This window comes from Thioalkalivibrio sp. ALE17, from assembly GCF_000425605.1.
In the GTDB taxonomy this organism is placed as follows: Bacteria; Pseudomonadota; Gammaproteobacteria; order Ectothiorhodospirales; family Ectothiorhodospiraceae; genus Thioalkalivibrio.
The window spans coordinates 135,882-154,825 of the sequence record NZ_KE384404.1 but is presented as its reverse complement, the minus strand read 5'-3'; the positions used below and the strand labels follow the sequence as shown (position 1 = coordinate 154,825).

General features: G+C 68.4%; 15 protein-coding genes. 6 read left to right on the top strand and 9 right to left on the bottom strand.

Going from position 1 to position 18,944, the window contains the following annotated elements; genetic code table 11:
- Positions 1-192: 192 nt before the first annotated feature.
- Positions 193-753, top strand: a complete 561-nt coding sequence (locus H609_RS0111670; RefSeq protein ID WP_019558430.1) for a ComF family protein — start codon at positions 193-195, stop codon at positions 751-753.
- 17 nt (positions 754-770) lie between these two features.
- Here H609_RS0111670 and ubiA read toward each other — a convergent pair whose 3' ends face one another.
- From ubiA to H609_RS0111635, 7 genes are all read right to left on the bottom strand, one after another.
- The gene (ubiA, locus tag H609_RS0111665; RefSeq protein WP_018865894.1) at positions 771-1,640 is read right to left on the bottom strand and encodes a 4-hydroxybenzoate octaprenyltransferase; all 870 of its coding nucleotides are present in this window, start codon (positions 1,638-1,640) and stop codon (positions 771-773) included.
- Positions 1,641-1,990: 350 nt separating this feature from the next.
- Positions 1,991-2,557: a peroxiredoxin gene (locus tag H609_RS0111660; RefSeq protein ID WP_038036298.1), complete on the bottom strand. Its 567-nt coding sequence runs from the start codon at positions 2,555-2,557 to the stop codon at positions 1,991-1,993.
- Positions 2,554-4,884, bottom strand: a complete 2,331-nt coding sequence (gene dsbD, locus H609_RS0111655; protein WP_018877246.1) for a protein-disulfide reductase DsbD — start codon at positions 4,882-4,884, stop codon at positions 2,554-2,556. The genes H609_RS0111660 and dsbD overlap by 4 nt, the downstream gene beginning before the upstream one ends.
- The gene (cutA, locus tag H609_RS0111650; RefSeq protein ID WP_018876006.1) at positions 4,872-5,213 is read right to left on the bottom strand and encodes a divalent-cation tolerance protein CutA; all 342 of its coding nucleotides are present in this window, start codon (positions 5,211-5,213) and stop codon (positions 4,872-4,874) included. Before cutA ends, dsbD begins: the two co-directional genes overlap by 13 nt.
- A 3-nt stretch (positions 5,214-5,216) precedes the next feature.
- A complete protein-coding gene (locus H609_RS0111645; protein WP_028485012.1) occupies positions 5,217-6,014 on the bottom strand; it encodes an efflux RND transporter periplasmic adaptor subunit in 798 nt (265 codons plus the stop codon).
- 38 nt (positions 6,015-6,052) lie between these two features.
- A complete protein-coding gene (locus tag H609_RS0111640) occupies positions 6,053-7,429 on the bottom strand; it encodes a TolC family protein (RefSeq protein WP_018865889.1) in 1,377 nt (458 codons plus the stop codon).
- Positions 7,430-7,464: 35 nt separating this feature from the next.
- The gene (locus H609_RS0111635; RefSeq protein WP_018865888.1) at positions 7,465-8,004 is read right to left on the bottom strand and encodes a thioredoxin family protein; all 540 of its coding nucleotides are present in this window, start codon (positions 8,002-8,004) and stop codon (positions 7,465-7,467) included.
- Positions 8,005-8,221: 217 nt separating this feature from the next.
- Here H609_RS0111635 and H609_RS0111630 point away from each other — a divergent pair, with 217 nt between their 5' ends.
- From H609_RS0111630 to H609_RS0111610, 5 genes are all read left to right on the top strand, one after another.
- Positions 8,222-8,704, top strand: coding sequence for an FxsA family protein (locus tag H609_RS0111630; RefSeq protein ID WP_018865887.1), 483 nt, complete (start codon positions 8,222-8,224; stop codon positions 8,702-8,704).
- Between the two features lie 150 nt (positions 8,705-8,854).
- Positions 8,855-9,145, top strand: a complete 291-nt coding sequence (gene groES / locus H609_RS0111625; RefSeq protein ID WP_017942807.1) for a co-chaperone GroES — start codon at positions 8,855-8,857, stop codon at positions 9,143-9,145.
- 50 nt (positions 9,146-9,195) lie between these two features.
- Positions 9,196-10,860 carry a chaperonin GroEL gene (groL, locus tag H609_RS0111620; RefSeq protein ID WP_018865886.1) on the top strand — a complete coding sequence of 555 codons (1,665 nt, stop codon included), beginning with the start codon at positions 9,196-9,198 and terminating at the stop codon, positions 10,858-10,860.
- Positions 10,861-11,287: 427 nt separating this feature from the next.
- Positions 11,288-11,929 carry an OmpA family protein gene (locus H609_RS0111615; RefSeq protein ID WP_018865885.1) on the top strand — a complete coding sequence of 214 codons (642 nt, stop codon included), beginning with the start codon at positions 11,288-11,290 and terminating at the stop codon, positions 11,927-11,929.
- 209 nt (positions 11,930-12,138) lie between these two features.
- On the top strand, positions 12,139-12,639 hold the full coding sequence (locus H609_RS0111610) for a thioredoxin fold domain-containing protein (RefSeq protein ID WP_018876009.1): 501 nt from the start codon (positions 12,139-12,141) through the stop codon (positions 12,637-12,639).
- A 292-nt stretch (positions 12,640-12,931) separates the two neighbouring features.
- Here H609_RS0111610 and H609_RS0111605 read toward each other — a convergent pair whose 3' ends face one another.
- Together H609_RS0111605 and H609_RS0111600 are read right to left on the bottom strand one after the other, a co-directional pair.
- A complete protein-coding gene (locus H609_RS0111605; protein WP_028485011.1) occupies positions 12,932-17,071 on the bottom strand; it encodes a translocation/assembly module TamB domain-containing protein in 4,140 nt (1,379 codons plus the stop codon).
- Positions 17,072-17,079: 8 nt separating this feature from the next.
- Positions 17,080-18,903 carry an autotransporter assembly complex family protein gene (locus H609_RS0111600; RefSeq protein WP_028485010.1) on the bottom strand — a complete coding sequence of 608 codons (1,824 nt, stop codon included), beginning with the start codon at positions 18,901-18,903 and terminating at the stop codon, positions 17,080-17,082.
- Positions 18,904-18,944 lie beyond the last annotated feature (41 nt).

Sequence of the window (18,944 nt, the reverse complement as noted above, 5' to 3'; positions counted from 1 at the left end):
TCGCAACCGGGCCCTGTGCATGCCGTGGCCGCGCGCTGGACGGCCTGGTCCGCTGCCTGCGCCGAGTGGCTGGCGGAGGCCCTGTACCCGTCCCATTGCGGCCTGTGCCTGGCGCCCGGACCGGCGGTCTGCACGGGCTGCCGGGGCGATCTGCCACCACTGGAGCGCCCGTGTCCCACCTGTGCGCTCCCCTTGCCGACGGCCGGGGTGTGCCCGGCCTGCGTGCGCCAGCCCCCGGCGCTGGACGCGCTGCACGCTGGATGGGCCTATGCCTGGCCGCTGGACCAGTTGATCCTCGCCTACAAGCATGGCGGCAATGTTCGGGCCGAGCGGGCCCTGGCGGCGCTGGCGGGCCATGTCGCCCGGGTGGCCTTTGACGGTGGCGGCCAGGGACGTCGGTCCTCGCCCGATACGGTGCTGCCGGTGCCGCTGCACGGGCGGCGGCTGCGCGAGCGCGGTTTCAATCAGTCGGATGTCCTGGCTCGGCGCGTGGCGGCGGAACTGGGGGCGGCGCTGGAGACCCGGGCTTTGCGGCGCATTCGGGCCACTGCGTCGCAACAGGCGCTGGGCCGCAAGGCCCGCCGGAGCAATGTGAAGGGGGCCTTTGCCTGGCGCGGCGAGGATCTCGCGGGGCGGAATGTGCTGCTGGTGGATGATGTGGCCACCACCGGGGCGACGCTGTCGGCGCTGGCCGGCGTGCTGCGGCGGGCGGGTGCCGAGCGAGTGGAGGGGCTGGTACTGGCGCGTGCCTGAGCCGCCCAGGGGGCGCGTCAGGCGCCGAGGTGATGGTCGGCGATCATCGCCAGCAGGACCACGGCGCCCAGGTAGTGGTTGTTTTTGAAGGCCCGCAGGCAGTCGGCAGGCTCGCGCTCGAAGATCAGGAACTGCTGGTAGAACATCAGCATCGCCACGATCACCAGCCCGGCCGTGTAGTAGCCCCCGAACCCGGCGTGCTGGCCGACCAGGTAGAGCCCGTACCAGACCAGGACCTGCAGCCCGGCGGTGATCAGGCGGTCCAGCTCGCCGAAGGCGATCGCGGTGGACTTCACGCCGATCTTCAGATCGTCCTCGCGATCCACCATGCCGTAGAAGGTGTCGTACACCACGGTCCAGGCCAGAACCGTCACGAACAGCAGCCAGGCGACGGGCGGTGGATGCTCGCCGGTGACCGCGGTGAAGGCCATTGGCACGGCCCAGGCAAAGGCCGCGCCCAGATGGACCTGCGGGAAGTGGTGGAAGCGCTTGGAGAACGGATAGGTGCCGGCCAGCGCAACGGCCACCAGGGAATACAGGATGGTCAGCACATTGGTGAACAGCACCAGCACGAAGGCGACCACGCTGAGCGCCACGAAGGTGCCCAGGGCCTCGCGCGGGGTGATCGTGCCGATCGCCAGCGGACGGTCGCGGGTACGGGCCACGTGGGCGTCGAAGTCACGGTCGGCGTAGTCGTTGATCGCGCAGCCGGCCGAGCGCATCAGGACCACGCCGGCGGTGAAGATGAAGATCAGATAGGCGGGCGGCCAGCCGTCGGCCGCTACCCACAGGGCCCAGAAGGTGGGCCACAGTAGCAGGTAGATGCCCACCGGGCGATCCAGTCGGATCAGGCGGGCGAGTTCCCACAGGCGTTCGCGCTCGGTCATGGCGGCTTAGGGAGACACTGATTGGATTGCACGCTCGCGCTCGAGTCGCTTTTGCGTGCGAACAAGGCACGGTGACTGCCGTGCAGTCATTCTGCACAAGGGAACCGTAACGCCGTTCCCACGCAAAAGCGGCCGAGCCCCTTCGTGAAATAAATTGTGGGGGTGGCACCCCCTGTTCCCCGATCCTGCGTTGCGGCCCTTGCCGGTAGAACCACTACCGGCTGCGCACCGCGCCTTGTCTCGAGAAACAGGGGGTACCAACGCGAGCGTGCAATCCAATCAGTGTCTCCCTAACTTACCAGCCTTGTGGCGCAAGGGCGCCGGGCGCGCCACTCCGGCACTTGGGGATGCTATAGGTGCGCCTCCAGCCACCCGTCCAGGTCTTCCGGTTCCACCTCGCCGCGATGGGTGTCGAGGATGGTGCCATCGCGGGCGATCAGCACGGTGTAGGGCAGGGCGCCAATGCGGTTGCCGTATTCGCGGCCCACGGCGACCGCCTCGTCCTGGCCGATCAGGACCGGGAATTCGATGCCGAAGTCGTCCACGAAGTGCTGGGTGGCTGTCTGTTCGTCCACCGCCACCGCGACGATGGTGAAGCCGTCGTCCCGGTGGGCCTCGTAGGTGTCCTGGAACAGTGGCATTTCCTTCTTGCAGGGCGGACACCAGGTGGCCCAGAAGTTCAGCACGATCAGGTCGCCGTCCCATTCGCTGAGCTGGCGTTCGTCCCCCGCGAGATCGGGCAGGGTGAAGTCGATGCGCTGGTTGCCCGAGGCCGCCTCGGCCGCGACCTCGGGGGCCGCGTCGGCGGTGGCGCCCGCGGTATCCATCTCCGGCTCCGGATCGCCGCAGGCGGCCAGAAGGAAGGCGCCGGCCGTGGCGACTGCCAGCCCGGTGAGCGCGTGCGAGTGAGGCCTCATGGCGTCACCCCGATGGCGCTTTCCACATGCGCCAGGAAACGGTCGGCATTCAGGTACCCGACGTTGCGGTAGTTGCGCAGTTCATTGCCGTCGGCGTCCCAGAAGATCATGGCCGGGGGCCCGAACAGGTTGAACTCGCGCATCAGGTTGCGGTGCTCCGAGGTGTTGTCGGTGACATCGGCCTTGAGCAGGTGCACGTCCGCCATCGCGTTGATGACGCGCTGGTCCTGGAAGGTGGTGCGGTCCAGGCGCACGCAGTCCACGCACCAGTCGGCGTAGAAGTCCAGGAACACCGGCTGGTTATTGCCCTGTGCCTGCTCCAGCTCGCGTTCGAGATCTTCGAGGCTGTCGATGTAGGTGAACTGCATCTCCGTCGGCCCGGCCTGTTCGCCGCTGGCGGTCACCGCGGGCTGATTGAGCGTGGCCAGCGGGCGGAAGATGTCCTTGCCGCCGGTGGCCGCGCCCAGCATCAGCAGCACGCCGTAGATCAGGAGCACCACGCCCAGGCCTTTCCACAGGGTGTGCCAGCCGGAGGTGCCCTCCGGCAGGGTCTTGAGTGCACCCATATAGACCGCGGTCACGATCAGCAGGATGGCCCACAGGAACATCGCGATCTCGCCCGGGATGACCCGTTCGAGCAGCCAGATGCCAATGGCCAGCAGGCCGACCCCGAAGGCCGCCTTGATGGTGTCCATCCACGGGCCGGCCTTCGGCAGCAGGCGCCCGGCGGAGGTGCCGATGGCCAGCAGCGGGGCACCCATGCCCATGCTCAGCGAGAACAGGGCGATACCGCCCAGCACCGCGTCGCCGGTGTGGCTGATGTAGAGCAGGGCACCGATCAGCGGCGCGGTCACGCAGGGTCCGACGATCAGGGCGGAGAGGAAGCCCATGATCCCGGCGCCGACGTAGGTGCCGCCTTCCTGCTTGTTGCTGATCTGCGACAGCTTGCTCTGTACCCCGGCCGGCATCTGCAGGTCGTAGAAGCCGAACATCGACATCGCCAGCGCGATGAAGATGGCGACGAAGGTGCCGATGATCCAGGGGTTCTGGAACGCGGCCTGCAGGTTGGCACCCGCCAGGCCCGCGAACACCCCGGCCACGGTGTAGGTCACCGCCATCGCCAGCACGAACACCAGCGAGATCAGGAACGCCTTGCGCGTGGTCAGGTTCTTCTGCCCGATGATGATGTTCGACAGGATCGGGATCATCGGGAACACGCAGGGCGTGAACGTCAGCAGCAGCCCGAAGCCGAAGAACGCCAGCGCCACCAGCCAGATCTGGCCGTCGGCCAGCTGGGCCGCGATGCGGTCCTGCTGGGTGACGGGCGCGGCGGCCTCGTCGTCCTCGCGCGGCTCGTCGCCGGTCTCCGGCAGGGCATCGGTGTCGGCCTCGGCAGCCAGGTCGGAGGCGAAGGTGACCGACACCTCCTGGGTCAGCGGCGGGTAGCACACGCCGGCGTCGGCGCAGCCCTGGTAATCGATCGCCAGGGTGATGTCGGCGACGTCGTCCGCGTCACGCAGCACCGGGACGAGGATCTCGACCTGGTCGCGAAACACCTGGCTCTCGCCGAAGAATTCGTCTTCCTGCAGCTCGCCGTCCGGCGGGTTGACCGGGCCCAGTTCGATGCCGTCGCCCTCGGCGATGCGCACATCCAGCTGTTCGCGGTAGAGGTAGTAGCCCTCGGCGATATCGAAGCGCAGGATCACCGCGTTCTGGCTGATGGCCTCCAGCGATGCGGCGAAGGCCTTTTCCGGTTCCAGCAGGTCATCGGCGGCGCCCAGATCACCGGACAGTTCGCCAAGGTCGCCCAGCGCGCTGCGTTCCTCCGCGGGCTCGTCGCGGGGTTCTTCGTCCGCGTCGGCCTCGCCGTTCCCGCCCGGCAGGCCGGGCAGCTCGATGGAGACGGTCTGGAAATGCGGCGGATAGCACACGCCGAGATCCGCGCAGCCCTGCGAGCGCGCGGTCAGTTCGATGGTTGTGCTCTCGGCCGCCACGATCGGCAGCTCGACCTGCACCTGGCCACGATAGGTCTCGACCCGGCCGAAGAACTCGTCTTCCTTGACCTCGCCGTCCGGGATCCGGGCTTCGCCCAGTTCGAGTCCGTCGCTCTCCGGCGTGAACTCGAATTGCTCGCGGTACATGTAGTACTCGTCCGCGATGTCCCAGGTGAGGCGCACAGTGTCGGCGTCGATCGCTTCGGCACTGAGGGCGAAGGCGTCGTCCGGGTCCAGCAGGTCGTCCTCGAAGACGGCCTGGGCCAGGGCGGGCAGCAGCGTCAAGGCGAGGAGCAGGCTCGCCAGCCAGGTGCGCGGGTTCAGGAGGTGCATTGTGTAATCCAGTCCAGGTAATCGGGCAGCCCGTGTTCGATCGGCAGGGCGATGATCTCGGGTGTCTCGTAGGGGTGTTGGTCCGCCAGGCGCGTCTGGAGTTCGTCGAGACGTGCGGGCGAGGTCTTGATCAGTAGAGTGACTTCCGCGTCGATCTCGATATTCCCTTTCCACAGGTAGACCGAGCGTCCGGGCGGCAGGATGTGCACGCAGGCCGCCAGGCCCTGTTCCACCAGGGTGCCGGCCAGGGTGTCGGCCGCGGCCGGGTCATCCAGGGTGGTGATCACCAGCCAGGCGCGGGCTTCGGTGGCTTGCCGGGTGGTAGTCATGGTTCAGGAATCCCGTTCGATGCGCGCTGTCTGGCCCGGCCGCAGCGGCACACCGTCCGCCGGGGAGAACTCGACCTCGACGCGGTAGCCGCGTTCGGGCTCCTCGCCGGTCGGCTCCCAGCCCACGCGCGCGATGGTGCCGGGCAGGCGCTGGTCGCCGACTACGACCGTAACCTCGGTCCCGGGTTCCAGGGTCGTGGCCGTGTCGGCCGGGACGGTCGCCGTGGCACGCATCGGGTCGGTGGTGCCGAGGATCGCGAGCACCGGCGGCAGCAGGGCCGGGTTCACGTACTGGCCGGGGTTGGCCTCGACGCGCACCAGGCGCCCGCTGGCCGGGGCGCGGATGGTGGCGTCGTCAAGATCGGCGCGGATGCGGTCACGCTGGGCGCGGGCCTCGGCCAGGCGCGCGGCGACCGTCGCGTAGTCGATGCGGGCCAGTTCCAGCTCGCGCGCGGCGATCAGGGTCTGGTCGTAGAGGTCCTCGGCCTTGTCGCGTTCGCGTTCGGCCTCGTCCAGTTCCATCTGCAGGCGCTCCAGCGTGGCCCGGGCGGCCCGCAGGTCGGCATCGGTGCGTCGAGTGTCCAGGCGGAACAGCACGGCATCGGCTTCGACCTGATCGCCGGCGCGGGCCTCGATCGACTCGATGCGGCCGGCAACCGGGGCGGTGATGCGGTAGCGCTCGCCCCAGTCGAGCTGGGCCGCGAAGCCGTCCTCGGCCAGCACGGGCGCCGGGGTGACGGCGAGCAGGGCCAGCAGGCTGGCCGTGGTCAGCAGGGATGGGCTCGTGAATACGCGGGACATGGGCAGTTCTCCCGTCCGGTCGCCAGTGGGCCGGCGGCTCAAGGGGTTTCCTGGGTGGCGCGGAACGGGCTCAACTCGTCACGGCCGCTTAGCAGGGCCAGGCGCTCGTAGGCCAGGGCCAGTTGGTATTCGGTGCTGGCATTGAAATGCGCCGCGGCACTTTGCTGCACCATCGAGTCGCCCAGATCGGCCTGGTCCTCGATGTCGTAGAGGTAGCGCGCGCGGTCGATGTAGAGCTCGCGGTAGTCCATGCGCCAGGCGGCCTCGTCGCGCTGGGTGCGCAGGGCACGGATCTCGTCGTGCAGTTCGCGCAGGCGGTTGCGGGCCTCGATGCGTGCCTGGCCCAGTTCGGCCTCGGCGCGGTGACGGGCGGCGACGGCCTGGCCGACGCGGCTGTCGTGGCGACGGCCTTCGTACAGCGGGATCTCCAGCACCAGGCCGGCGGCGAACGGGTTGCGGTCTCCGCCGCCGAGGTCGCGGTTCCACCAGCCGGATTCGGCCTCCGCATACAGGCGCGGACGGCGCTGGGCGCGCGAGGCGGCCACCTCGCGGCTGGCGGCCTCGACCTGGCGGCGTTCGGCCAGCAGGCGCGGGCTGGTGTTGTCGAGCTCGGCCAGCAGGGTGTCCAGATCCGGCAGTTCCGGCAGGTCCAGCGGAAGCATGGGGGCGAGCACGGTGCGCACACGCCGGTCCGGGCGGTTCAGGGCCTCGGCCAGGGCGGCGCGGGTGCGGGCCTGGTTCTGCAGGGCGCGGGTGCGCTGAACGCGCAGGGTCTGATATTCGGATTCAAGGCGAAAGACCTCGATATCCGACACCTGACCGCGCTGGTTGCGCTCCTCGGCGCGTTCCTTGGAGACGTAGGCCGCGGCCATTGCCTCGGTGTCGCGGGCAAAGGCCAGATCGGCCAGCAGCACATCGAAGTAGCGCTCGAGGACGTGGATGCGGTGGCGGGCGTGGGCCAGTTCCTCGTGCTGGCGGGCGGCAACCAGACGCTGCTCGCTGGCCGATTCGCGCGCGTGGGACTGGCCGAAGTCGCTCAGCAGCTTGCGCGCCACGATGGCGGCGCGTGAGTCGTTGCGGCTGCGGTCCTCGATCTGGTCGTTGGGTTCGATCCAGCGGGCCTCGAGCCGCGCGTTTACGCTGACGTCGCGTTCGGCACGGGTCGCTTCCAGCTCCGCGCGGGCCTGCTCGCGTTCGGCGCGTGCTGCGCGCACCCGTGGGTGCAGGGCGTCGACGCGTTCCAGTGCGTCACCGACCCGCATGGGGTTGGGCAAGGGCCCGGCATCGGCCGCGCCGACGCTGTCCTGTGCCATTACCGCTCCGGCCAGCGGCCACAGGAGCAGGCCGGCCAGCAGCAGGCGGGCCAGTCGGCGCCGGTGGTGGGGGCCGGACGAGCGGGGGTGCATCGGCGACATCAGGCGTCGATCCTCGCGGGTTGAGCGGATGGGGCTCAGCGGCCGTCTTGTTCGCGCTTGAAGCGCGTGAAGTTCTGGTCCTTGTAATGCCCCTCGGCTACGAACTCGCCCAGCTGGAGGAACTCGCGGACGTCGCGCGTGGCCCCGGTGAACCGGGCGATGGGTTCGCCCTCGAGGTTGAAGAACTGGAACACGGGCGTGGCGCGCACCCGGTAGTCACGGGTGGCCCAGTCCATTTGGGTCTTGGTCTCGCCCTCGAAGGTGACGATCTCGATGGCGCCCTCGACGTCGACGCTGAATACGAGAAAGTGCTCGCTGAAGTATTCCTGAACCTCGGGCTGGTTCAGCACCTGGTTCTTCATGCGGTGGCAGAACGGGCAGTCGGCCATCTCGAAGAAGATCAGGATGCCCTTCTTGCCGGCCGCGCGCGCCTCCTCCAGCTCCTCGGGGAACTCGCCGAAGGTCGGGTCGAAGAAGTGGTGTTCCGGATCGCGCGGGTCTTCCACGGCGGCGGTCGTCAGGGCCGGGACGAGGAAGGCCAGCAGGGCCAGCATCAGGATCGGTGTGCGCAGCATGGTTCGTTTGCTCTCCGGAATATCTCGTCAGGCGTATGCACCAAAGACGTGCGGAAGACTGGCTTAATTCCCTTCCCCTTGCAAGGACAAAACGGGTCGCGGCCAGCGCGTTCCGGTGTCAATGGTTTTTGGAGTATCCGCGTCGCACCGGGGTTCCAATCGACAGCACCCGGGGGGCATGTTCCAATAATCGGGCCTGATCTGCGGAACCCCCTCGATGCGCAACCCCCTCTTTCCCCTGTTTGTCTTTCTTGGTCTGGTACTGCTCGAGATCTTCGGCTTTGCCTGGGTAGGTGACGCCGTGGGCGCCCTGATGACGGTGGCGCTGGTGATTATCACGGCCGCGGCCGGGCTGCTGCTGTTCCGGTTGCAGGGTTTCTACCACTGGCGCCGTCTGCAGCAGAGCCTGGCGCGCGGGGAGGTGCCGGCGCGGGGTCTGGTCGAAGGCTGGCTGCTGATGAGCGCCGCCGTGTTGCTGTTGCTGCCGGGTTTTTTCACCGATGCCGCCGGCTTCGTGCTGTTGATCCCGCCGCTGCGGCGCTGGGCGGCGGACGGCATCCTGCGTCGCGGCATGGTCCGCGCGCGTGGGGCTGGCCCTGGCGGCGCACAGGGCAGCGACACCATCGAGGGCGAGTTCCGCCGTCACGAGGACGGTGGCGAGCCGCCTGACGACCGGCTCGATCACGACGACCGTCGCTGATCTCCCCGCGGTCTCCGGATTTGTAACGCGCGCCCTTGACTCGCCTTTGTGTGCCCCTATTATTGGCACTCGTCAGGGGCGGGTGCTAACAGGGTGCCCGTCCGACACCCCAACTTTCCTGTTGCAGACACTTTATAAGGAGTTCGCACCATGAACCTGCGGCCTTTGCACGATCGAGTCATCGTGAAGCGTATGGAAGAAGAGCGCACCACCCCCGGCGGCATCGTGATCCCGGATTCCGCGGCCGAAAAGCCGATCCGCGGCGAGGTCCTGGCGGTGGGCAACGGCAAGATCCTGGATAACGGCGAGTCTCGTCCGCTGGACGTGAAGGCCGGTGACAAGGTCCTGTTTGGCAAGTATTCCGGCACCGAGGTCAAGGTCGAGGGCGAAGACGTCCTGGTGATGCGCGAAGACGACATCATGGCCGTCATCGAGGGCTGAGCCCCCGTCCCGCGTCCGTCTAACACGAATTTTCAGGAGTAGAACGAATCATGAGCGCTAAAGAAGTACGCTTTGGTACCGACGCCCGTACCCGCATGGCCAAGGGCGTGAACACCCTGGCCAACGCCGTGAAGGTCACCCTCGGTCCCAAGGGCCGCAACGTGGTCCTGGACAAGGCCTTCGGCGCCCCGACCGTGACCAAGGACGGTGTGTCCGTGGCCAAGGAGATCGAACTGGAAGACAAGTTCGAGAACATGGGCGCGCAGCTGGTCAAGGAAGTCTCCTCGCAGACCTCCGACGCCGCCGGTGACGGCACCACCACCGCGACCGTGCTGGCCCAGTCCATCGTCCGCGAAGGCATGAAGGCGGTCACCGCCGGCATGAACCCGATGGACCTCAAGCGCGGTATCGACAAGGCCGTGAAGTCCGCGACCGAAGAGCTGAAGAAGCTGTCCAAGCCGTGCACCGAGCACAAGGCGATCGCGCAGGTCGGTTCGATCTCCGCGAACTCCGATACCGCCATCGGCGAGATCATTGCCGATGCGATGGACAAGGTCGGCAAGGAAGGCGTGATCACCGTCGAGGAAGGTTCCTCGCTGGAAAACGAGCTGGATGTCGTGGAAGGCATGCAGTTCGATCGCGGCTACCTGTCGCCCTACTTCATCAACAACCAGCAGAACATGAGCGCCGAGCTGGAGGATGCCTACATCCTGCTGTTCGACAAGAAGATCTCGAACATCCGTGATCTGCTGCCGATCCTGGAAGGCGTCGCCAAGGCCAACAAGCCGCTGCTGATTATCGCCGAGGACATCGAGGGCGAGGCCCTGGCCACGCTGGTGGTGAACTCCATGCGCGGCATCGTGAAGGTCGCCGCCGTGAAGGCCCCGGGCTTCGGCGATCGCCGCAAGGCCATGCTGCAGGACATCGCCGTGCTGACGGGCGGCCAGGTGATCTCGGAAGAGGTCGGCCTGTCGCTGGAGAAGACCACGGTGGAAGACCTGGGTCGCGCCAAGAAGGTGCAGGTGACCAAGGAAAACACCACCATCATCGACGGCATGGGCACCAACAAGGACATCAAGGGCCGTGTTGACCAGATCCGTGCGCAGATCGAGGAAGCGACCTCCGACTACGACAAGGAAAAGCTGCAGGAACGCGTGGCCAAGCTGGCCGGCGGTGTTGCGGTGATCAAGGTCGGCGCCGCCACCGAGGTCGAGATGAAAGAGAAGAAGGCCCGCGTCGAAGACGCCCTGCACGCCACGCGTGCGGCGGTGGAAGAAGGCGTGGTCCCTGGCGGTGGCGTGGCCCTGCTGCGTGCCTGCGCCGCGATCACCAAGCTCAAGGGCGACAACGAAGAGCAGACCGCGGGTATCAACATCTGCCGCCGTGCGATGGAAGAGCCGCTGCGCCAGATCGTCTACAACTCCGGTGACGAGCCGTCCGTGGTCCTGAACCAGGTCCTCGAAGGCAAGGGCAACTACGGCTACAACGCCGCCACTGGCGAGTTCGGCGACATGATCGACATGGGCATCCTGGATCCGACCAAGGTGACCCGTTCCGCACTGCAGAACGCCGCGTCCGTGGCAGCCCTGCTGATCACCACCGAGGCCATGATCGCCGACATCCCGAAGAAGGATGACGGTGGCGGCGCCGGTGGCGACGACATGGGCGGCATGGGTGGCATGGGCGGTATGGGAGGCATGGGCGGCATGATGTAAGCCGCGCCTTCTCCGTACATCGCCGATGTACCCGGGACCCCGCTTCGGCGGGGTCTTTTTGTCTGGCGAGACGATCGGCCCCAGTGTGGTCTCGTGGGTCGGCGCCGCGTCAGGGAACCCTTAATGCGACTGTGTGTCCCTTGAGATACGCGGGATCCCCGCAGGGGCTGTTGCAATGACGTGACAGTTCGGCCGAAAGTGGCTGGATCCCGGCCAGTTTGCGGAATGTGACGGCGTTGTGATGCCGACACAAAAATTGCGTCTCGTTGCGTGCAAAACCCGAACTTGTGTGCCAGTATCAGGGTACTGTAGAGGGCTTGGCGTAAGGAGCTCGCTGCTTTGGATTGCGGATGCGCGTGCGACCACTGATTTCCGCACGACCGCAAACGGGGTCCGACGTCGATTGTTTTTACAAGGAGGCTATGCAATGAATCATAAGCTCGTTAAGAATCTTCTGGCCGCGTCCGTGGCTTCGCTGGTGCTGGGCGCCGCCGGGCAGGTCGTTGCGCAGGAACCGCCGGCCGCGAACGTCACTGACCGCAGCGGCAAGGTCGTGGTCGATCGCTCTGGCGAGTGCGTGCGCACGCGTTCCTGGGCCCCGGAAAACGTGAAGTTCGAACAGTGCGCGGGCTACATCCAGGAAACCGCCGAAGCCCCCGAGCCCGAGCCCGCCGCTGCCCCGCAGCCGGAGCCGGAGCCGGAATTCACCACTACCACGCTGAGCGCCCAGGCGCTGTTCGACTTCGACAGCGCCGAGCTGCGCTCCGAAGGCCGTTCCGCCCTGCGTGACCTGGCCCGCAGCCTGACCGCCGACGACGCCGAGTACAGCTCGGTGCTGGTCGAAGGTCACACCTGCACCATCGGCCCGGCCGACTACAACCAGGGTCTGTCCGAGCGTCGTGCCCAGGCCGTCGCCGACTTCCTGGCCAGCGAAGGCGTGCGTGAAAGCGACATCCGCACCGTCGGCTACGGCGAAGACCGCCCGACCGCCGACAACTCCACCCAGGCCGGCCGCGAGGCCAACCGCCGCGTGGAAGTGACCTCCGACGTGCGCCAGCGCGCCAACTAAGGTCGCTCGCAACACCCCGGTCGCCGGTTCGCCGGCGAGCCGGTGCAAGGCCCCGCTCCAGCGGGGCTTTTTTGTGCGAGTTTCCCCGCCAGGTCGCCGATGAACCCCTCTCCGCTCCCGGGCTGGCCGGGTTGGCGCGAAACCCCCTTCAGTCTGCGTTAATCTTGTGCCCCTAGACTGGGACCAGATATCTGGAGAGGCCGATCATCATGACGATCCATCGAATCCCGAGACGCAATCCGTTCGCGGCCCTGCTGGGGGGCGTTACCCTGATGGCGGGCTTGCTGCTGACGACCCCCGCGGCCGCCGGCGGCGTGGAACGCGCGACCGATCTGCGGGCCCTGGCCGGTAACGGTGATGGTCGGCCGACCGTGATCATGTTCGCCTCCAGTAGCTGCCCCTACTGTGACCGGGCGGAACAACAGCACTTGGGCCCGATGGCCGAGGATCCGGCCTTTGCCGGAGTGCATATCCGTAAGGTGATGCTGGACCGGGACGAGGTCCGCGACTTTGATGGCGAGACGCTGCCCGGGAATCGCCTCGGCCGGAACTACGGGGTGCGCGTCGTGCCGACCATCATGGCCTTCGATGCCGAGGGTCGTCCGGCCGGGACGCCGCTGGTGGGCATCCCCAACGAGCAGCTGTACCGCAGCCAGATCCGCACCCGCATCGAGGCGGCGCGCAACGGGGCCCGCGACGCCTCGAGCTAACAGGGAACTCTGGACGCCCACCGTGTCGGTTCGGCGTGGTGACGTGGGCGCGTTGGAGTGGATGCCTCACCGATCGCCACGTCGCTTCGCTCCTCGCGATGACCGGTCGGTCAGCGCCGGCCTCGAGAAGATTCTCGGGGAGTAGTCGTGATTCGAGTGTCGGTCAGCCGTTGCGAGAAAGCGCGGTGTTTCGGTGAGCTTGGTGTGCTAATGCCTGCATCCGAACCGCTTTTTCTTCGTGCCTTCGTGCGCTTCGTGGTGAAAAAAACGGGTTTACAGGGCGCAGCGTCTCCTAGCGTTCGATGCGGTAGATCAGGTCGACGGACTGTTCCGTGGTGCCGGAGGCGGTTTCCACGCTCAGGTTGCGGGTCAGTTCATAGCGCAGCAGGACCTTCGAGGTGTTGTCGAACAACCCGATGGAGTAGCGCAGCAGGAGTCTTGGCGAGAGGTACAGACCCAGCGTCAGCGCGCTCTCGTCCAGCCCGCCCTCGGTATCCAGTTCCACCTCGTCCAGGCCCAGTTCGCGGCCGATGCGCTCGGTGATGACCGCACCCTGTTCCAGGCCGTAGGCCGCCGCGGCGGCGGCGATCATGTTGCCGTCCGATTGTGATGCGCCCGACAGGGGGCGACCGGTCAGCAGGAACGCCATCGCCTCGGTCTCGTCCATCGGCGGGTCGGAGATCACCCGCGAGCGCAGGTTGTCCGGCGTGCCGCGGATCTCCAGGCCGACCGTCACGTTGTACTCGCGCACGGTGCGCATCGCGCGCAGGTCCAGTTCCGGGTTCTCCGCCGGCCCCTGGAAGACGAGGCTGCCGCGTTCCACCCGCAGGTCCTGGCCGTAGTCGCTGTACTGGCCCTCGGGGATGGTGATCTCGCCGAAGAGCTGGGTGGGCTGCCCGGTGATCTCCTCGACATCCACCTCGCCGGCGAAGCGCGCGGTCAGGCCGAAGCCGTCGAAGCGCACGTCGTCGCCCAGCCGGATCCGGATCCGGATGTCGGTCTTCAGCCCCTGGGCCTCCTGGATCTCCTCGCCGAGGATGATCTCGTCGCCGGAGACCCGGATCGCGCCCGGCGGCAGGTCCGGCGGGCGGATGCGCGCCCAGGGCAGGAACACCTCGCCGCGCACGCGAATGCCGTCGGCGGGGGTGAAGACCAGCTGCAGGTCCGGTGTGATGCGGGCCTCCGCGTCCACCCGATTGACCACCAGGAAGTCCGTGCCGGCCAGATTCAGTTCGGCGCGCGGGCCGTCGCCCCCGAGATCGACCCGGCCGTCGAGGTCGATGCCGCCATCGCCCGACTCCAGCCGCCCGGCGAGCGTCAGCTCCTCGGCCGACACCACGCGGGCCGTGATCTCGGGGATCACGACGTCGATACCCGCCTCCGGGATCAGCACGCCCCCGTCGCGGAAGGCCACCTCACCCTCCACCAGCGGTGCGTCGAGGCGGCCACCAAAGTCCAGGCGGGCGTCCAGCGACCCTCTCAGGCGCTGGATCTCGGGGCTCAGGGCGGCCAGCCAGGCCAGGTCCTCGAGCCGCGCGACAAAGTCACCGTCCAGGCGCAGGTCCTCGCCGTCCGGGCGCAGGCGGATGTCGCTGCGGGCGGTTCCGCCCTCCAGGGAGTCGAGGCGCAGGGCGGCGTCCACGTCGCGGTCGCGTATCCGGGCGGTCAGGCGTACGTCGCGGTAGGGGACTTCCTCGAGATCCCCGTCCTCGTCCCGCACGATCAGGTGGCCGTCGGTCGGCGTCACGGCCAGGTCGGCCGCCAGGGTGCCGTCGGGCTCGAGGCGGCCGCTGGCGTCGGCGTTCAGCTCGCCGGCGATGGCCAGTTCCGGCGGCAGGAAGGGTTCCAGCCACGCCAGGTCCAGGGCCCGGATGTCGGCATCGAATTCCGCCCCTGCGGTGCCGCTCCAGCGGGCCTCGGTACACAGGCGCGCGTCGTCCCGCGCCAGGCACAGGCGCTCCAGCCGTGCCTGTTCGGGCCCCCCCTCCAGCGCGACCGGTTCTGTCAGGCGCCAGGCCCCGGCGGCGGGCTGGTCCAGGTCCAGTCGTGCGAGCTGTCCGCGCCAGTGCAGGGTCTCGGGGTCCAGGCCGCCGCGCAGCGCCAGTTCCAGCGAACCCAGGTCTGTCGCATCTGCGGCGAGGGTGATGCGGTGTTCATCCACGCGGCCGGAGGCGTCCAGCCGCAAAGACTCCACCCGCGTACCGTCGCCCGGTTCGAGCCCGGTCAGGCGCAGCTCGATCTCGGCGGGTGCGGCCACCTCGAGGCCCGCATCGGCCTGCAATTCCAGCCGTTCCAGGGTGATGTCCGCCAGTCGCAGGCCGGCGCCGCTGCCGCGCGCCGCGACGCGCGGACGCTCGGGGTCCCCCGTGATACGCGCATCCAGTTCCAGTCGGCCGCCAAGGTCGGGCCAGGCCCGGTCCAGCTCCGGTGCATCCAGTTGCAGTTCGAAGTCGAGGGCGTTGGTCCACTCGCCGCGGGCGCTCAGCGTGTTGCGCCCCAGTGCCAGGTCCAGGCGGTCCACGCGCAGGTGTTCGCCCTCCAGCGCGAGGTCCGCCTGACCGGAAACGGGCTGTTCGCGCAGGCGGCCCTCCAGGCGCTGTAGTCGGGCCTGGAGGCGCGGGCGGCCGTCGGCGTCCAGGTGTCCCTTGCTGGTCAGGGCCAGCGCGAGCTGACCGGGGAGTTCGGCGGCCACCAGCGACGGGTCCAGCCCCTCGCCGTCCAGCGCGAGATCCCACGCCAGGCCTTCGGACCAGTCGAGGTCGCCGCTCAGGGCCAGCCGGGCACCTGTGTCGGCAGCGAGCTGCAGTCGTTCGATCTGGCCGCCGGTCTCGCTCAGCGCGACCCGGGCGTCACCCGTGATGTCGATCCCGCGCAGGCCGGCCTGCAGCGGGGCCAGCTCGAGCTGCGCGGCCAGCCCGCCGCTGGCGGGGACGTAGTCGCCGTCCAGTGCCACGCGCAGTTGTTCGATGCGGCCGTCCAGCTCCGGGTGCAGGCGTGCCAGTTCCGGGGCCGCGAGGTCCAGCCCGAGGTCGAAGGCGATGCGGTGATCGGGATCGGTCAGGTCGCCGGCCAGGCCCGTGGCCGCACCCGCCAGATCCAGCCGCGCGAGGTCGCGGATGGCCAGGCGGGTGTCCTCGATGCCGGCCTCGCCGTCGGCCACCCACGCGTTCAGGCGCCCGCTGATCGGGTGATCCTCGAAATGTCCTTCCAGTTCGGTGACGCTCGCGCGTGCCTCGAGGGCGGCCAGGGGCGGGGCGTTGGTCCCCAGCGGCAGGTGACCCTGCAGCTGCGCCTTGAGATGCTCGATCCCGGCATCCACTTCCAGGCCCAGCGGCGCCGGCGTCAGTTGACGGGCCTCCAGGGCCAGATCCCAGTCCAGGGCGTCGTCGAAGCGGACCGGGCCGGACAGGGCGATCCGACCGGCTTCGGAAGCGATCTCGAGACCTTCAAGCTGCAGCGATTCGAGGTCTCCCCGTGCACGGGTGCTCACGGCGATGCGCGGCCAGGGTGCGAGGGTGGCGGCCGTGTCGATCTCCAGGGCCCAGGCCTCCGGTGTGCCGTGCACCTCAAGGCGCCCGGCCTCCATGTCGACGTGCTGTTCCGGATCGATGTGGAAGGCGAAGGGCTGCCACTGCGCGGTCAGTTCCAGCTCTGGCGTGGCGAACAGTTCGCGGGCGCTGGCATGCAGGCTCAGCTCGATGCCGGCGCGCAGGTCATGGTCCACCTGTACGCGTTCCCGCAGGGCCCCGGTGACCCGCAGCTCGCCGTGTGCCTCGTCGGTTCCCAGGCCCTCGGCGGCCGTCTCGGGCAGGGGGGCCTGCCACTGGCCGCGCAGCTCGAGCGGATAGTCCCCGTCGGTCTCGATCTCCCCGGTCAGTCGGGCGCGGATCTCCGGCATATCCAGTGCCAGCGCCTGCAGCTCGACCCGCGAACCGCGCGCCCGGGCGCCGGCCGTCAGGCGGGTGATGGTGGCCAGTGGCTCGCCGGTCTGAAGGATCGCCAGATCCTCGACGAGTAGCTGGCCCAGGCGCACTGCCAGCGGTAGCCGGATGGATTCGGGTAGCGCGAAGGGCTCGTCGTCGGAGACCGCCTCCGGGTCGGGCGGCGGGAGATCGACGCGCATGCCCGTGGCGGCCAGCACCCGGATGTTCAGTTCCCCGCGCAGCAGGCTGCGGGCACTGACGCCGATGCGGCCCGCGGGCAGATCGATCTCCGGGCCATCGGGGAGCGCCAGGTACAGGCCGTGCAGCCGCAGTTCGGTAAACAGCGTTCCCTCGACCCGGTCGATGCGCAGCTCGACCGGGACCAGGCGCTCGCCCTGGGCGGCCAGCCAGCGGGTACCGGATTCGGTGGCGAGCAGGGCGCCGAGGGTCCCCAGCAGGATGATCACCAGGGTCAGGAGCGTGGACAGCCCCCACAGGCTGGCGCGCAGAACGGGCTTCACAGGTCCGGCCCCATGGAGAAGTGGATGCGGAAGTCGTCTTCCGAATCCGGGCCGTGGGCCAGGTCCACGCGGATGGGACCGACCGGGGAGCGCCAGCGCACGCCGATCCCGACCCCGTAGACCGGGTCGAATTCGTCCCACTCGTTGACCACGTTGCCGGCGTCCACGAAGGCCGCGGCGCTCCAGTTGCCGACGACCGGGTAGTCGTACTCCAGGCTTCCAACCACCTTGTGGCGCCCGCCGATCACATCGCCGTCCTCGTTGCGCGGGCCGACCCGCTGATAGCCGTAGCCGCGGATGCTGGCGTCACCGCCGGCGTAGAAGCGCAGGGAGCTGGGCAGGTCCTGCACCGCGTCGACCTCGGTGAAACCGGCGTCCGCGCGCGCCAGTACCCGTCCGGGGCCGAGGCCGCGCACGATCTTGCCGCTGGCCAGTACCTGCGCAAACGAGGTGCTGGACAGGATCTCTTCGCGCGCGCCCTGCACGGTGGCCTCGAAGCGGTAGCCGCGCCGCGGGGTCATCGGATCGTCCGCATCCATGCGGCTGATGCGGTAGGACGGGATCAGCAGCTGGCTGCGGCCGCTGTCGTCCTCGCCGGCGGTGTAGTCCTCGTATTCGTAGCGCAGCCCCTCGGTGGTCTGCCAGCCACTGCGGCGCTGCAGGATACGGTTGGCCCCGATCTGGAAGCGGTCGGATTCCTGGGTGTCCGTCTTTTCCGTGCGGTAGGTGGTGAACAGGTTCAGGCGTTCACGCAGCGGGTCGCGCAGCGGGATCTCGTAGTTGTAGCCGATGCCGGATCGCACCGGGGACGCCTCGATCTCGGCCTGGTAGCGGTGGCCCCGGGTGTTGGCGTAGCGATGTTCGTAGCGCAGGCGGATGCGCGGTCCGATATCGGTGGAGTAGCCGATGCCGGCCTCGTAGCTGTGGCGTTTGCGTGGTTCCAGCTCCGCGAGGATCGGGACTTCCAGCCCGTCCGCCGCATCGCGCCGCGGGCGCACGCGGACGCCGCCGAAGTAGCCGCTGTCGTTCAGGTTGCGTTGCAGTGCGATGATCTGCGCCGAGCTGTACGGGTCGCCGGCCTCGAAGGGCACCATGCGCTGGACGAAGTCGTCGGCGAGGATGTCCTGGTCGATACGGACCTGGCCCATGCGGTAGCGATCCCCGGTCTCCATGTGCAGGCGGATGGTGGCGGCGCGCGCGTCGCGGTCTACCTCGAGGCGCCGGGTGTGGAGATCGGCGTCGAAGTAGCCGCGATCGGCGGCGATCCGCGTCATACGGTTGCGCAGGGCCTCGTAGCGATCATGGCGCAGGGTGTCACCCACGCGGATCTCGGTCTGGCTGCGCACGGCCTCGAAGCCCAGGTCGTCGGCCCCCTCGCCAGTGATCTGGATATCGATCCGCTCGACCGTGGTGGGTGGCCCGGGGTCCAGGGTGATACGGACGTCCCAGCAGTCCTCGCCGCGCTCGAAGTCCAGCTCCAGCTCGGCGTCGTAGAAGCCGATGGCGCGCAGGGCGTTGCGGGCGCGTTCCTCGGTGTCGCGCAGGACCCGGCGTTCGCGAAACCCCGGCAGGTCGCAGGGGTGCCGCGCCAGGTTGATGCTGTTGCGGATGTTCTCGCGCTGGGCGTCGGTTCCGCCCTCGATCTGCAGACCCGGGGTGGCGCCATTCTCGGCGGCGGCCGGGCTTGCCAGGCCCGCGAGCGCCAGCATTACCAGTGCGACCCCGCCGACGCGCGACAGGGCTAACCGGCGAATGAACAGGGCGCGGAGACGGGTCATGGAACGATGATAGCGGTTGCGAAGCGGGGCGCGTGTGAGGATCGGAACGCGCCAACTCACGCGAGTTCCCGCCCGCCCGACCG

Bases quoted from the DNA above. Each gene is read 5' to 3' on its own strand.
- ubiA (WP_018865894.1), bottom strand. From the start codon at position 1,640: ATGACCGAGCGCGAACGCCTGTGGGAACTCGCCCGCCTGATCCGACTG.
- H609_RS0111660 (WP_038036298.1), bottom strand. From the start codon at position 2,557: ATGAGGCCTCACTCGCACGCGCTCACCGGGCTGGCAGTCGCCACGGCC.
- dsbD (WP_018877246.1), bottom strand. From the start codon at position 4,884: ATGCACCTCCTGAACCCGCGCACCTGGCTGGCGAGCCTGCTCCTCGCC.
- cutA (WP_018876006.1), bottom strand. From the start codon at position 5,213: ATGACTACCACCCGGCAAGCCACCGAAGCCCGCGCCTGGCTGGTGATC.
- H609_RS0111645 (WP_028485012.1), bottom strand. From the start codon at position 6,014: ATGTCCCGCGTATTCACGAGCCCATCCCTGCTGACCACGGCCAGCCTG.
- H609_RS0111640 (WP_018865889.1), bottom strand. From the start codon at position 7,429: ATGTCGCCGATGCACCCCCGCTCGTCCGGCCCCCACCACCGGCGCCGA.
- H609_RS0111635 (WP_018865888.1), bottom strand. From the start codon at position 8,004: ATGCTGCGCACACCGATCCTGATGCTGGCCCTGCTGGCCTTCCTCGTC.
- H609_RS0111630 (WP_018865887.1), top strand. From the start codon at position 8,222: ATGCGCAACCCCCTCTTTCCCCTGTTTGTCTTTCTTGGTCTGGTACTG.
- groES (WP_017942807.1), top strand. From the start codon at position 8,855: ATGAACCTGCGGCCTTTGCACGATCGAGTCATCGTGAAGCGTATGGAA.
- groL (WP_018865886.1), top strand. From the start codon at position 9,196: ATGAGCGCTAAAGAAGTACGCTTTGGTACCGACGCCCGTACCCGCATG.
- H609_RS0111615 (WP_018865885.1), top strand. From the start codon at position 11,288: ATGAATCATAAGCTCGTTAAGAATCTTCTGGCCGCGTCCGTGGCTTCG.
- H609_RS0111610 (WP_018876009.1), top strand. From the start codon at position 12,139: ATGACGATCCATCGAATCCCGAGACGCAATCCGTTCGCGGCCCTGCTG.